The organism is Acidovorax sp., from assembly GCF_046314175.1.
Taxonomy (GTDB): domain Bacteria; phylum Pseudomonadota; class Gammaproteobacteria; order Burkholderiales; family Burkholderiaceae_C; genus Acidovorax.
Genome location: NZ_JBKBXG010000010.1, coordinates 62,459 through 76,429, shown reverse-complemented (window position 1 = coordinate 76,429; position 13,971 = coordinate 62,459). Strand labels below are relative to the sequence as shown.

The following is a 13,971-nucleotide window of genomic DNA, read 5'->3' as shown; positions in this document are numbered from 1 at the left end:
CAGTTTAGGTGGGGTCCTTAGCTCAGTTGGTAGAGCGGCTCCTTTACACGGAGTAGGTCGGCGGTTCGAGACCGTCAGGACCCACCACCACCGAACAAAGGCGAACGAAAGTTCGCCTTTTGTTTTTTATGCCTTCTGAAAGATCGACCATGTTTGAATCCATCCGCAAGCACTCAAGGATCGTCATGATCGTATTGTTCTTGCTGATCATTCCTTCGTTTGTGCTGGTAGGTATCGACAGCAACTACTTCTCTGAAAAGAGCCCGGTGGTCGCGCGTGTTGATGGCAACAATATCAACCAGGCAGATTGGGACAATGCCCATCGCGTGGAGTCAGATCGGTTGCGTGCACAGTCGCCAACGGTCGACGCTAAGCTGCTTGACTCTCCACAGGCGCGTTACGCCACGCTGGAGCGCATGGTCCGCGACCAGGTGCTGGCAGCAGCGGCACAGAAGATGCACTTGGTCACGACCGATGCCCGTCTTGCGCGCAGCCTGCAAGAGATTCCCGCCATCGCAGGTCTCAAGCGCGCTGATGGCACGCTGGATGCAGAGGCCTATCGCGCCCTTGTGGGCAGCCAGGGTCTCACGCCAGAAGGCTTTGAAGCAAATGTGCGCCGCGATCTGTCTGTCAACCAGGTCATGGGTGGTGTGATGAGCACAGTGTTCAGCACTGATGCGCAAGTCAAGCTGGCACTTGATCCGCTGTACCAGCGCCGCGAGATTCAGGTGGCCCGTTTCAACCAAGCCGATTTTTCTTCCAAGGTTGCGCCCACGGATGCCGATCTGGAGGCTTATTACAAAGAGCACCCTGCGCAGTTCCAGCAGCTGGAGCAGGCGGCTGTAGAGTACCTGGTGTTGGATCTCGACAGCGTGCGCGCTGGCATCACCCTCAACGAAGATGATCTGCGCACTTACTACACGGAAAACGTGGCACGTATGGCAGGCAAGGAAGAGCGTCGCGCCAGCCATATTCTGATCAATGCACCCAAAGACGCCGCCGCTGCTGACCGCGAAAAGGCCAAGGCAAGGGCGACAGAATTGCTTGAACAGGTGCGCAAGGCGCCTGGCACGTTCGCTGATGTGGCCAAGAAATCGTCGGACGACACGGGCTCTGCAACCCAAGGCGGCGATCTGAACTTCTTTGGCCGTGGTGCGATGGTCAAACCGTTTGAAGATGCTGCATTTGCGCTGAAAAAAGGCGAGATCAGCGATGTGGTCGAGTCCGATTTTGGCTTTCACATCATTCAGCTCACCGATGTCAAGATACCCCGGCAGCCAACTTTTGAAGAACTGCGTCCTTCCATGGAGGCGGAGCTGAAGCAACAACAGGCACAACGCAAGTTTGCCGAAGTCGCCGAGGCCTTCACCAACGGTGTCTACGAACAAGCGGACAGCTTGCAGCCTGTGGCAGAGAAGCTCAAGCTCAAGATTCAGACAGCGGCGGCTGTCACCCGCACTCCAGCGCCTGGTGCTGCTGGCCCTCTGGCCAATAGCAAGTTTCTTGACGCGCTGTTCTCATCAGACTCTTTGCAGAACAAGCGCAACACCGAAGCGGTGGAAATCGGCCCAAGCCAGCTCGCTGCGGGGCGAGTCACCACCTACACGCCTGCTCGCACCTTGCCGCTGGACGAAGTGCGCGCGCGTGTTCGCAGCCTCCACGTCGCCCAGAAGGCCGCAGAACTGGCGCGTGCGGAAGGCGAAGCCAAGCTGGCGGCATGGAAGGCTGCACCTGCCTCCGCCACCGGCCTGGCCGCCTCTGTGCAGGTGTCGCGTGAGCAGCCCCAGAACCTTCCACGTGCGGTGATTGATGCTGCCTTGCGTGCGCCCGCTGATGCGTTGCCGGGTTGGGTGGGTGTGGATCTGGGTGACCAGGGCTATGCCGTCGTCAAAGTCAATCGTATCGTCCCACGCGAGGCGCCGGACGCGCAGCGCGCTGCCCAGGAGCGCCAGCAGTATCTGCAGTGGTGGACCACAGCGGAAGGTATCGCCTATTACGAAGTGCTCAAGCAGCGCTTCAAGGTGCAGATCAAGGCGCCGCGTCCTGGCGCCGCTACCCAGGCGGCTCTTGAAAATTGAACGATTTGGCCTCTGGGATGAAAATCTCAGGCTATAATACAAAGCTACGGTGGCTGTAGCTCAGTTGGTAGAGTCCAGGATTGTGATTCCTGTTGTCGTGGGTTCGAGCCCCATCAGCCACCCCAGATAAACAAAGCCGCTGCAGCTATCAAAGTTGCAGCGGCTTTTGTCTTTTATTCCCATGCGTGGGAATATCCTGCCTAAAGGGCCTCGCGCCTCACTGTCCTGGATCGGTCGTAAACGCGGGCCGTCGTCTCCTTGTTTTTGTGCATGTCGGGCAGGGTGCCGTGGCTCTCCTTGTGCGCTGTGGCGTAGTACGCACGCAGGTCGTGGAACGTGAACCGGTCTTCCTTGGACAGCACTTTTTCCTTGATCGCCAGCAATACACACCGTTGCCATAGGGTTTTGAACCCCCGGGCCGTGTAGGCGTTGTTGTCGCGCGTCGGGAACACATACAGGCAGTCGATCCCCCGCTGGGCGCGCAGCAACTTGAGCCGGTCGATCAGCGCTTGCAGCTTGGGCGTGATGGCGATCACCTCGATCACCTCGCCCCGCATCTTGCCGCGCTGCTTTGCCCGCTTGGTGCGGACCACGCCCCCGGTTTCGTCGATCTGGGGCCAGGACAGATCCAGAAACTCCACTTTGCGATTGCCTGCCAAGCTGGCGTATTCGGCGGCCATGCCGATGATGCGGCGCTGCGGCGTCTGCTGTTCCACCCATGCCAGAAACTTGGCCAGGACTTCGGGGGCAACCGCCACCGTGCGCGCCTCGCCACCGTGCGGTTCTACACCAGCGGTCGCGTTCACCGTGCAGACGCCGATCTTGATGCCGTGGCCGAACAGGCGGGACAACAGGCTCTTTTCGATGTCGGCACGGCGGGGTGCACCGGCGCGCTCGACGTGGATGTACCGGGCAACGATGGCCGTGCCGATCTCCGCGATGTACATGTGGCCAAGCCGGTCGTCGAGCTGCTTCCATGCGCTTTCGTAGTCGTCGCGGGTGGCTTGGGCGTATTTCTTCCAGCGCGGGCTGTTGGCCTTGAAGTCCTGCCACACCCAGCGAAGCGTGCCGATGGGGTTCTGGGCGCCGGGCTGGCCGTTCATGTCCAACACCTTGCGCAGCGCCGCCTCCTTGTCCGTGCCCAGGTTCACCGGCTTCTTGCCCACTGGGTGATAGCGGAAAGTGATGGTCTTTCCATCCGCCCACAGCCGGGCCTCCATTCTGGGCAGGAGGCCCGCAGCACTGGCGCGGTCGCGTGTTCGTCCCATGGGTGGTTATCCTGCAGCTGCTGTTTTCCAGCGCGGGCCGTTGCTGGGCGGCGTGGTGCTGCCCTTGACGGGTTCCAGAGCGGGGCGGTTTGTGTAGTGGCGCTCCCATTCTGCGCGCGCCACCAGGGGGCGGCCGTTGGGGCGTTGGTCCACACGCAGGCCCAGGCCGCGCAGGTAGCGCACCTTGGCGGCGTTTTGCGAGAGGCCGGCACAGATGCTGTCGATCTCGTCGTCTGTGAGGTCGGGGGTCATCGTGTGTCCTCGTCGGGCGGTGAGTAGTCCCACTTGTCGATCAGCGCCATGGCATCTGCCGGAAGTGGGTTGGCCACCAGTTCGGCGCGAGCGCGGACCCAGCCCGCACACAAGCGTCCATCTTTGGGAGAGTGGCAGCGGAAGGGTCGCCCCTCTACTGCCGACTTGAGAAAGTCCAGTTGGGTTTGCAGGCATCCGTTGGGCACCGTGTTGGGTTGGCAGGCGCAGGTTTTGCACATGTCTTGCCGCAGCATGGGGGCTTGCAAGTCCGCCAAACCTTGGGCTTGCAGCCGCTGCAGGCCAAGCGCAGCCAGTCGGGTTGCGTTCTTACCCATGGCCTGACCTTGGGGCGTGACGCGGGGGTTAGCCATGCTGGCCTCCTTTGAAGCGACGGCGTGCAGGCCGAAGCACCTGGCCGCCGTAAATGTTGCCCTCAAAAATGCCTTTTGGATCGATGGCCCATGTCGTGGTGTCGTCCGAAAGGAACTCATCGGCGGCCTCGATGCGGTCCACGCCAGACTGCAGCAGCCGGTACTGCGGAACCGCCCCGGCCTGCGCCTGGGTGGGCTGCGGTGCTGCAAGGCAAAGCGCACGCACTTCGTCTCCCTCAAATTCATGCGGGGCGCGCAAGACCCAATCGTGGAATTCTTTGGAGCACTCAACCCATGCAGCCGTGTATTTCATCCGGTGTTGCCAAGCCACCGGCTCTCCCGCCACTACAGGCGAGCCCCACTTTGCTATAGCAGCCTGCATTGCGGCGACGATCTTGGCTTTTACCGGCTCAATGTAGTGTTTGCTTGCGGGCAAATGATCAAGAAGCAGCGCCTCTAGCTCTGCTACATCCGTGGGTGTCTTATCTGGGGTCATGTGGTTGTCCTTGTTGGTCGCGCTCCCTTGCTTGTCGGTACTTGCAATCTGGAAGGTGGTTGCTCAACTTCCCGTTGATTTCCGGGTCGCTGCGCTTGCAATAGAAGCACCGGTAATACGGGTTGCCGCCTCCTATGGGCTCATTCGGGTAGTTGTGGTCGTACTCCATCACTCTCCCTCCTTTTGCGCAGCCCGTGCTGCGGCCTCGGTGCCTCGCTCCCAATCCATCTGCAGCGCATCACATATAGCGTTCCATGCCCGAGACATGGCAACGCCGCCGTGTTCCCGGCAGTCAAGGGCAAAGTGGTAGTCGCGGATTGCCTGCTTGATGGCAGACAGCTTGGCCGCATCTCCGCCATCCATTGCAGGGGGAGCGGGACGGGCTGCGCGGTCGGCGTCAGCTGCTTCAACCACACTCCACTGCTTTCCACAGCGAGTGATCAGCAGATTTCTATCAGCTTCATCGCCAGCATCTGGGCGTTGTGCTGCCTGGTTGGTCTGGGTTGCGGGCGCTACTGCCTGCCCTGCAGCAAGTGCGGCAAACATCCGCATGGACTTCGACCGCAACATGAAGGGCGACGTCACGATCTTTAACCTGGACCCGCGCGACGTCATCCCGGACCCGGACGCCAAGAGCTACGACCCCGACAAGTGGGGTGACGTCACGGTTTCCCGCTGGCTGACGCTGGACGAGATCGAGCAGCTGTGGGGCCGCGCAGCGCGCGACAAGGCTGCGTCATCCGGTGACGAAGGCCAGGACTACGGCGAAACCGATGAAGAGGTGCGCCGCAACAAGTTCGGCAGCGACCTCAATGTCGGCCTGTACGACGCCTTCAGCATGGGCGGCGACGGCCTGCAGCGCTACCGCGTCATCGACCGCCAGATCGCCGTCTTCGAGAAGACCGACTGCCTGGTCTACCCCGAGACGGGCGACATCACCATCATCGCCAACATGTCCCAGGAGTCGGTGGCCGACGCCCTGAACAAGGGCGCCGTGAAGGCCAAGCGCATGCGCCGCCGGATCAAGTGGGTGGTGAGCACGTACAGCACGACGCTGCACGAAGGCTACAGCCCCTACGACCACGTCACCATCGTTCCCTACTTTGCCTACTTCCGGCGCGGCATGACCCGGGGCATGGTGGATGACGCCATCGGCCCGCAGGAAGCGCTGAACAAGGCCGTCAGCCAGTACGTGCACATCATCAACACCAGCGCCAACAGCGGCTGGGTGGTGGAGGAAAACAGCCTCACCAACATGACCACCGAGGAATTGGAGGAAGTGGGCGCGAAGACGGGCCTGGTGATTGAGTACAAGCAGGGCACCACGAAGCCTGAAAAGATCCAGCCGAACTCCATCCCGACCGGTGTGGACAAACTGATCGACCGCGCCACCAAGGCCCTGAAGGACGTCACGGTGCCCGAGGCTATGCGCGGCCAGCAAGGACCCGAGAGCAGCGGTATCGCTATCCAGGCCAAGCAGTTCGCCAGCCAGCAGCAGTTGGCCGTGCCCCTGGACAACTTGGCCTACACCCGCCAGTTGCTGGCCACACGGATCCTGAAGCTGATCCAGCGCTACTACGACAGCTACCGCGTCTTCCGCATCACCGAGACGGACCCCATGACGGGTAAGCCCAAGGAGGAGGTGCTGGAGATCAACAAGTTCGACCCGGAGACGGGCGCCTACCTGTATGACGTCACGGTGGGCGAGTACGACGTGGTGATCACCGAGCAGCCGATGCAGGTCACTTTCGAGAACAGCCAGTTCCAGCAGGCCATCGAGATGCGCAGAGAGGGCATTTCGCTGCCAGACGCCACGGTGATCCGGTATTCCAACCTGAGCGACAAGCACAAGATTCTGGCGGACATGGAGGGAGCCGGGGCACCACCGCCAGACCCGCGTGCAGAAGCCGAAGCCGCACTCAAGGCTGCCCAAGCCGAGAAGGCGAAAGCCGAGACGGTGAAAGTGGGCGCCGAAACCGTGGAAGTGCGCGGCCGCACGATGTACAGCGCCATGCAAAGCGCCCAGGTCCTGCAGCAGATGCCAGGGACGGCCGTTGTCGCCGACCAGATGCTTGGCTCGCAGGGCTTCCAAGATCAGGACGCCGGGCCCGCCGTGGCTGCTATGAGCGAGATGCCCATGGATGCACCACAGCCTGACCTCATCCCACAAAACACCGACCCGCTCACGCCCACCAGCCCTGCGCTGGGGTTTGAGGCGGGGATCGAGACGCCCGAAGCAGATGGCGTCATCGCATAACACCACCACTGAAGAAGGAAGACCATGACCAACTATTGCGGAGATCGACGAACCGTAGGCCACGGCGAAGTCGCCATTTGCGGCGAGATGGGGCCTTGCGGCGTGCACCAGTGCGCTGCCTGCGAGCTGAAAGACTACAAGGCTGCCCACCCCGACGCACCGGAAGGCACCAACACCGCAGACGACGGCCTGGTGAAAGCCATCGCCCGCGTTGCCCATGAAGTCGTGGCCGCCCACAGCGCAGCCTACGGCGACTACACCACCAAGCCGTGGGAAACGCTGTCCCCACAAGAGCAGAACCACACCCGCGCAAAGGTGGCTGCGTTCCTGAACAACCCGAAGTTGCACCCCACGGCCCAGCACGGGCCCACGGTCGCAGCGCTGTCGTCCAGTCAGCGCGCGGCGGCCTATGTGTTCCACGGGGTTGTGCACGCCATTGCGCGCGAGCAGACACGGGCCTGATTTCAACCACCACCCAAGGAGATCGCCATGAAAAGTTCCGCCATTGCATCTGACGACCGCGAGGCCGACTGGCGCGCTGAGAGCGACATGCGCCGCCTTGCCGAAGCCGAGGAAGTCCGCAAGGACCCCAAGCGCTTGAAGGCAGCCCTGGCCAAGGCCAAGGAAAAGATCGCCGAACTGCAAGGCCTCGACGCCAAGCAGAAGTAATTCCACAACCCACCACTGAGAAGAGAGCTTGACCATGAACCCACTGCTCAAAATGATGCTGTCCCGCCTGATGAAGCCTGCTGGCGACGATGGCGCCGACACTGGCGGCACTGACACCGGCACAGCCGAGGTGGACCGGGGCGACGTCGTTGACCCTGCGCTGACCGCCGACAACCTAACCTCCCTGGTGGACGCCAATGACGACGGCAGCGGCGATGCTGATCTCAATGCGGGCGCGAAGGACGATCCACCAGCCGCAGCAGGCGAGGGCGGTGCTGACGACGCGGGAGGTGATCAAGGCCGCCCGGCTGCAGCTGGCATCCCCAAGGGCCGCTTCAACGAAGTGAACCAGCAGCGCAAAGAGGCCCAAGCCGCCCTGGCCCTGGCCAACAAGGAGCTGGAGCGTTACCGAGCACAGGAAGCAGCGGCGGCCAAGGCCCCAAGCGCGGCGCCAGCGCCTGCCGCGGTCGCACCAGCCCAGGCACCAGCAGCTGCAACACCCACTGACCTCGACGCCCAAGAGGAAGCCTACGAACAGGCCCTGATCGAAGGCGACACCAAGAAGGCCGCGCAGATCCGCCGCGCCATGAACGAAAGCATGTTGGCCCAGGCCAAAGCCGAGGCGGTACAGGAGCTGACGCAGCGGCAGACCGCGCAGCTGCTGGAAACCACTGCCAAAAACGTGAACGACGCTTTTCCCTACCTCAGCACGGAAGCTGGTGCCGAGGCGTTGGATCTGATCCTGGCAGCCCGCGACCGCAAGTTCGCCAAGGGCATGCCTGCCCACCTTGCCCTGTTGGAAGCCGCCAATACCATCGCGCCGAAGTTCGCCCCCGAAGGCGAGGACACCCCCAGTAGGGTTTCGGATTCCACCCCATCTGCGAAAGACTTGCGTCCAGCGGCTGCCCTGGCAAGGGGCGCGGCGGATTCCACCGCTCAACCCCCTGCCTTGCAAGCTGGAATCGGGCAGCGGGCAACTGCTACCCGCGTGAACGTAGCTCAGCTGACCGAGGAGCAATTCGAGGCACTGACACCGGCTGAGAAGAGTCGCCTGCGCGGCGATTGACGCTCAGGGCCAGCGGGAAGCACCCGCCCGCTGGCCATCCTTTCCAGGGTGATTTCGTCTCCACGGCAGGACGTTAAACACCGCCCGGCGCTCTTGACCGCCCCAGTAGTCATGTCTCTCGCATTGGCAGCGCACGCCTCAGTTCGTAACCAATCAAGGAGCATGCAATGCTGACCAATTTTGCGGCCCTCACGCCGCAGCAAAAACTTGTCTGGTCTCGCGACGTGTGGAGCGCCGCACGCGACCAGATGTTCGTCAAGCGTTTCCTGGGCACCGGCCAGAACGCGATGATTCAACGCATCACCGAGCTCACCAAGACCGAAAAGGGCGAGCAGGTGATCATGCATTTGGTGGCCGACCTAGTCGAAGACGGTGTGATCGGCGACAACGAGCGCGAAGGCAACGAGGAATCGATGCAGTCCTACTCGCAGATCGTGACCATCGACATGATCACCCACAGCGTGCGCAACAAGGGCAAGCTGTCTGATCAGAAGACGGTGATCGACTTCCGCAAGATGGGCAAGGACCGCCTGGCCTACTGGCTGGCGAACCGCGTGGACCAGCTGTCGTTCCTGACGCTCTCCGGCATCAGCTACGCCTTCCAGAACAACGGTGCGCCTCGCGTGGGCTCGCCGTTCCCCAATCTGGCCTTCGCCGCCGATGTGTCTGGCCCCACCGCCAAGCGCTCGCTGATGTGGGATGGCACCTCGCTGGCAGTCTCCGCCACGGGCAGCATCACCACCGGCTACGTCCCCAGCTACAAGATGATCGTGGACCTCATCGCCTTCGCGAAAGAGAACTACGTCAAGCCGCTGATGGAAGGTGGCAAGGAGTACTACATCCTGCTGGTGGCTCCTGGCACTCTGGCCGCCCTGAAAAAGGACGCCGACTACCAGCGCGCCGTCGTGGCTGTGGCAACGAAGGCTGGCACGGACTCTCCATGGTTCACTGGTGCCACCGTGACTGTGGACGGCGCCGTGATCCACGAGCATCGTCTGGTCTACACCACCAAGGGCGCGGCATCGGGCTCGAAGTGGGGTTCCGGTGGTCTGGTGAACGGCACCCGCACGCTGCTGTGCGGCGCCCAAGCCATGGGTATGGCCGACCTGGGCCCCGCCGAATGGGACGAGAAGACGTTCCAGTACGGCAGCCAGCAAGGTATCAACATCGACAAGATGTTTGGCCTGCTGAAGCCAAAGTTCTACAGCATCTACAACAAGTCCGTTGAGGACTTCGGCGTGGTGTCTGTGGACCACTACCTGCAATAAGCAGCGCCCTCGGGGACGGAGCCTGCGGGCTCTGTCCTTCCATCTTCCCCCTGATGTTGAAGGAATCTCATCATGCCAATCACCAAGAAATCCGGCCGCCAGGAAGTCATTGCGGCCACCGTTGAATTCAGCTTTGCAGACCTTGTTAGCGGCGCCTATGCGGCTGCCGTGGATGTGCCTGGCGGCGCGATTGTCGACAGTGGCTACTGCGCCATTCTCACGATCTTTAACTCCGGCACCGACGACAAGTTCTCCATTGGCGACAAGGTGGGCGCTGCGTCTGCAACCGCTACGACCTACGCAGCCCAGTCGGCAGATATCACCGCGCCGGGGATCATCCAAATCGTTCCCACCGGCAAAAAGTACAGCGAGCCCAGCACCATCGGGATCGTGTGGACTGGCAGCGGCGCGGCTCCAACAGCAGGCACTGGCCGTTTGACGGTGAAGTACATCGTGGACGGCCGCGCAGCCTTCAGCCAGGGCTAAACCCTTTCTCAGTGGTCAGGCCAGCGATGGCCTTTTGCACCCGGCGGTTTGATCACCGCCGGGTTTTTTGAAGGACACGATCATGAAATTCCGCTCCCCTACTGACGAACCGCTGCACATCGCATTGACCAGCGGCCACACCGCTGTCGTGACGGCTGAAGGCAAAACTCTCGATCCTATGTTCCAGCGTGAGGCCATCGCACGCGGTGCGCTGGTTGGCGATACAGTTGCCCCAATCTTGGGCGCGGCCGACCAATTCGACCGCAAGCAGATCATCACCGACGCCCTCAACGCGATGATGGACGGCGACAACCCTGAAGACTTCAACGATGACGGCAAGCCCGCCCTCAAGCGACTAAATGCACGTCTGGGCTTCCAGGCCTCGCGCTCCGAGGTCGATGCCGTCTTCGACGAGCTGACCAAGAACGCCAGCCAGGTCTAAGCCATGAACGTAGCGGACTTCATCTCCGAGTTCCGGGCGACGGTTGCCGATGTGCAAATGCCGCACTTCTGGTCGTCGGAGTTGGTCGTCCGCTACCTCAACGAAGCTGTGCAGGAGGCGTGCGAGCGAGCCAAGCTGATCGAGGACCGCCTGACGCCCGTCGTGTGCACTGTCACCCTGGAGCCCAACGTCTCCACCTACCAGCTCCACGCCAGCGTGTTTGAGATCAAACGCGCAACGCTGCGCGGGCGTCCGCTGGACGAGACCAGCGTCGAGGAGATGGATGGCGACTGCCTCGGCTGGGAGAGCCTGAAGGGTCTTCCCCGGTGCTTCATCTTCGAGCCAGCCGCTGGTGTCCGTACTGCGAGCCTGCGCTTGGTGCGCATTCCAACGCAGACCGATACGCTGGCCCTGACCGTCTACCGCGGCGCCCTCAAGCCGCTGAGCGCGGACATCGACACCGGCAAGCCTGAAATCCCCGAGCGCTTCCACGAACGCCTCATGGACTGGGTGCTGCACCGGGCCTACTTGAAGCAGGACGCCGACACTTTCGATCCGAACAAAGCAGCCGTGTCGTTGGCGCTGTTCGTCCAAGCCTTCGGCGAGCGCCCCGACGCCAACGTGCAGCGTAAACAGCGCGACCGCCGTCCACCAGTGGTGCGCTGCAGCTGGTGATACAGGCCCCCAGTAGGGTTCGACCATAATTCCTCACACGCGGAGACTTCGGGCCAAGACACCCCGAAAGGCCCCCGATGTACGGCTCTCAGCCCACGGCAGCGCACCGCCTCGCGCAACTCCCTCAACAACTTGCAGACGGCGGCCTGGTGGCGCGCATGAAGAGCGCCGATGCCGGCCCATCCGCGTTCGGCGCCCGTGGCTTGAGCCAGTTGCGCGACATGGTGCCCAAGATGGCGGCGATGGGCTTCCAGCAAGCGCCAGCTCCGGCCCCTTCGCCCGCTCAACCTCCACCTGCTGACCCGCGCGCCGCGCAGCTGATGGCCATGATCCCCCGCATGGAGGCCATGGGCTACAAGCAACAGCCCCAGTACCTGGCCAGCGGCGGACTGGTGCGCGGACCCGGTACCGGCACCAGCGACAGCATCCCCGACGAAGCCGAGCCCGGGACGTTCATCATGCCCGCCGACAGCACGGCGGCCATCGGCCCGAGCGCGCTGGAGAAGATGGGCACCGTGCCCGTTCGGCTGAGCGATGGCGAGTTCAAGTTGCCGCCGGAGCAGGTCATGGCGCTGGGCACGGCCGTTCTCAAGATGATGAAGGACGTCACGCACACCCCGGTGAATGGTGTGGACGGCGGCCAGACTGATGCAGAAGTGAGTGGGGCGCAGGGATTCAACCCAGCGGACCGCATGGCGCAGATGCCCGAGCAGTTGTACGCTGACGGCGGCACAGTCGAAGATGAGCGCCAGCGGCGTCTCGCGCAGATTCCGACTGGCACCAATCAGCCAGCGCCAACCCCCGATGGGTCCCAGCAGAATCCCCTGAACAACGAAGTGGGCCGCAACGTCATGAACACCTTGACGGCACTACCTGGCGCTGGTGGCCTGGCCTCGCGCGGTGGCGCAACAGCTGCCCGCGCAGCCACTGGCGGCGCAGTCTCCACTGAGCGCGTCCTTCCCGCAGCATGGGAGGTCGTGCAGGAGGGTGGCTCGCTGGCCAGCCGTGCGGGCACTGCCACCCAGCAGATGGGTCAGATCGGCACCAGCAACGGCGGGGCCCTGACGCGTGCAGCAAACGTGGCTCAGGCTGCACCGCAAGCTGCGCTGCCAGGTGGTGCCGGGCAACTGGCACCCCGAGCCGCCGCAGAGGTCGGAGAAGCCGCTGCAGGCTTCGCGCCCCGTGCCCGCGGTGCTACCCAGTGGGCTGACGTGGTGCAGCCCACATCCCTTGCAGCACCTCAAGCCGCGCCGGCTGGGGCGCAAATGTCGCAGTTGGGCGCCAGTGGCCTTGGCCGGTTCGCCGCAGGGGCCGCCGGGCTGGGTGGTGCCGCCATCCTTGCGGGGTCGGTGGGCGACAGTACGGCCAGTCCGGCGACGCAGGGCGGATACTCGCCAACCGCTCCTGCAGTTCCTGGGGCTCCACCTGCGGGCGCTCCGAACCTGGCTCCCGCCATGTCTGCCATGGGCCAACTCCCGGCAGGTGGGCAGCAGGGCGCCATCACGCGCACCGGCAACAGCTACACAGGCCCAGCGAACATCAGCGGCAATGTCACGATCAACGGCGCTGCACCAGGCGGTGGTTCCATCAGCGCGCAGAACATGGCGGCCGGTGATGCACTGGGCGCACGCCAGGCGCAGGAGTCCGCAGCCCGTGTGATGGCCCAGATGCCCGCTGGTTTCAGCTCCAGCGTGCAAGCGCCATTTGTGCCGAATTCCAGTAACGATTGGCAGGCACGGCAAGACCTCAAGAATGCAGCGACGTCGGCGGCCAGTATCACCAACAACGGCGGGCGCTTTGATCAGACTGGCGGGAAGAACCCAGCCGCTCTGGCTTTCCAGACAGCGCTGGCCAACGATGCAGCGGCACGCGGAGCTGGGCAGCGGCTGGCAGGCGAAGCCATGCAACAGACCGGAGCCAACAGCCGCGCAGAACTGCAGCAGACAGGCGAAACGCAGCGCGAGAACATTCGTTCGGGAGCGCTCACGCTGAAGGCGCAAATTGATGCGCGCCGGACTGGGCAAGCACCGGCGGGCTATCGGTGGAGCGCAGACGGCGCCAAGTTGGAAGCCATCCCGGGCGGCCCGGCAGGTGAAGGCAAGCCTCTGAACGATGTGCAGTCCAAGGCGCTGCAGTTCGGCACGCGGATGCAGACAGCAGGCGTCACGCTGGACAAACTCGCCGCGCAGGGCGTGAATCAACCAGGGCTGATCAAACGCGGTGCCGATGTGGTGGGCCTGGGGGCCGCAGCAAACTGGACCCAGAGTGGCGAACAGCAGCAAGTCGAGCAAAGCCAGCGCGATTTCATCAATGCCGTGCTGCGTCGAGAGTCCGGCGCGGCGATTGCCGACAGCGAGTTCGCGAATGCGCGCCAGCAGTATTTCCCGCAGCCGGGGGACAGCCCCGAGGTGATCGCCCAGAAGCGCCAGAACCGTGAGATCGCAACATCCGGCGTGTTAGCCGAAGTGCCGGACACCGAGAAGCGTGTGAATCAGGTGCTTAACAACGCTGGTGCAAACCAAGGCGCCGGGGGCGCGCAACCCACCACCACATTGCCCGGCGGCATGACCCGCCAGGTAGGCACCTCTGGCGGCAAGCCGGTTTACGAAGATGCCCAAGGGCGTCGATTCATTGGAGGCTAAC

Annotated in this window: 15 protein-coding genes and 2 tRNA genes; 12 read left to right on the top strand and 5 right to left on the bottom strand. The window is 63.0% G+C overall.

Annotation, left to right across the window (positions count from 1 at the left end; genetic code table 11):
- The first annotated feature begins 11 nt into the window (after positions 1-11).
- From ACK4OE_RS04610 to ACK4OE_RS04600, 3 genes are all read left to right on the top strand, one after another.
- A tRNA-Val gene (locus tag ACK4OE_RS04610) sits at positions 12-87 on the top strand.
- Positions 88-149: 62 nt separating this feature from the next.
- The gene (locus tag ACK4OE_RS04605) at positions 150-2,078 is read left to right on the top strand and encodes a SurA N-terminal domain-containing protein (RefSeq protein WP_409883355.1); all 1,929 of its coding nucleotides are present in this window, start codon (positions 150-152) and stop codon (positions 2,076-2,078) included.
- A 49-nt stretch (positions 2,079-2,127) separates the two neighbouring features.
- Positions 2,128-2,203 (top strand) — tRNA-His (locus ACK4OE_RS04600).
- A gap of 75 nt (positions 2,204-2,278) precedes the next feature.
- On the opposite strand, the gene ACK4OE_RS04595 is transcribed toward ACK4OE_RS04600, so the two are convergent.
- From ACK4OE_RS04595 to ACK4OE_RS04575, 5 genes are all read right to left on the bottom strand, one after another.
- Positions 2,279-3,346, bottom strand: coding sequence for a tyrosine-type recombinase/integrase (locus ACK4OE_RS04595; RefSeq protein ID WP_409883354.1), 1,068 nt, complete (start codon positions 3,344-3,346; stop codon positions 2,279-2,281).
- A 6-nt stretch (positions 3,347-3,352) separates the two neighbouring features.
- Positions 3,353-3,598 (bottom strand): DUF4224 domain-containing protein, encoded by a 246-nt coding sequence (locus ACK4OE_RS04590; protein ID WP_409883353.1) that lies wholly within the window; start codon positions 3,596-3,598, stop codon positions 3,353-3,355.
- On the bottom strand, positions 3,595-3,969 hold the full coding sequence (locus tag ACK4OE_RS04585; protein WP_409883352.1) for a hypothetical protein: 375 nt from the start codon (positions 3,967-3,969) through the stop codon (positions 3,595-3,597). The genes ACK4OE_RS04590 and ACK4OE_RS04585 overlap by 4 nt, the downstream gene beginning before the upstream one ends.
- Entirely contained in the window at positions 3,962-4,465 is a 504-nt protein-coding gene (locus ACK4OE_RS04580) for a hypothetical protein (RefSeq protein WP_409883351.1), read from the bottom strand. Before ACK4OE_RS04580 ends, ACK4OE_RS04585 begins: the two co-directional genes overlap by 8 nt.
- Positions 4,466-4,633: 168 nt before the next feature.
- Entirely contained in the window at positions 4,634-4,879 is a 246-nt protein-coding gene (locus ACK4OE_RS04575; RefSeq protein ID WP_409883350.1) for a hypothetical protein, read from the bottom strand.
- A gap of 136 nt (positions 4,880-5,015) precedes the next feature.
- Here ACK4OE_RS04575 and ACK4OE_RS04570 point away from each other — a divergent pair, with 136 nt between their 5' ends.
- The 9 genes from ACK4OE_RS04570 (at position 5,016) to ACK4OE_RS04530 (ending at position 13,970) form a co-directional block, all read left to right on the top strand.
- A complete protein-coding gene (locus ACK4OE_RS04570; RefSeq protein WP_409883349.1) occupies positions 5,016-6,722 on the top strand; it encodes a genomic island protein in 1,707 nt (568 codons plus the stop codon).
- A 24-nt stretch (positions 6,723-6,746) separates the two neighbouring features.
- Positions 6,747-7,184, top strand: coding sequence for a hypothetical protein (locus ACK4OE_RS04565; protein ID WP_409883348.1), 438 nt, complete (start codon positions 6,747-6,749; stop codon positions 7,182-7,184).
- A gap of 27 nt (positions 7,185-7,211) precedes the next feature.
- On the top strand, positions 7,212-7,391 hold the full coding sequence (locus ACK4OE_RS04560; protein WP_409883346.1) for a hypothetical protein: 180 nt from the start codon (positions 7,212-7,214) through the stop codon (positions 7,389-7,391).
- A 34-nt stretch (positions 7,392-7,425) separates the two neighbouring features.
- Positions 7,426-8,457: a hypothetical protein gene (locus ACK4OE_RS04555; protein ID WP_409883345.1), complete on the top strand. Its 1,032-nt coding sequence runs from the start codon at positions 7,426-7,428 to the stop codon at positions 8,455-8,457.
- Between the two features lie 167 nt (positions 8,458-8,624).
- Positions 8,625-9,725 (top strand): N4-gp56 family major capsid protein, encoded by a 1,101-nt coding sequence (locus ACK4OE_RS04550; protein WP_409883343.1) that lies wholly within the window; start codon positions 8,625-8,627, stop codon positions 9,723-9,725.
- A gap of 72 nt (positions 9,726-9,797) precedes the next feature.
- The gene (locus tag ACK4OE_RS04545) at positions 9,798-10,211 is read left to right on the top strand and encodes a hypothetical protein (protein WP_409883342.1); all 414 of its coding nucleotides are present in this window, start codon (positions 9,798-9,800) and stop codon (positions 10,209-10,211) included.
- 82 nt (positions 10,212-10,293) lie between these two features.
- Complete coding sequence (locus tag ACK4OE_RS04540; RefSeq protein WP_409883341.1) at positions 10,294-10,653, top strand: hypothetical protein; 360 nt, start codon at positions 10,294-10,296, stop codon at positions 10,651-10,653.
- Positions 10,654-10,656: 3 nt separating this feature from the next.
- On the top strand, positions 10,657-11,328 hold the full coding sequence (locus ACK4OE_RS04535) for a DUF6682 family protein (RefSeq protein WP_409883340.1): 672 nt from the start codon (positions 10,657-10,659) through the stop codon (positions 11,326-11,328).
- Positions 11,329-11,405: 77 nt separating this feature from the next.
- A complete protein-coding gene (locus ACK4OE_RS04530) occupies positions 11,406-13,970 on the top strand; it encodes a hypothetical protein (protein WP_409883339.1) in 2,565 nt (854 codons plus the stop codon).
- Position 13,971: the final 1 nt, after the last annotated feature.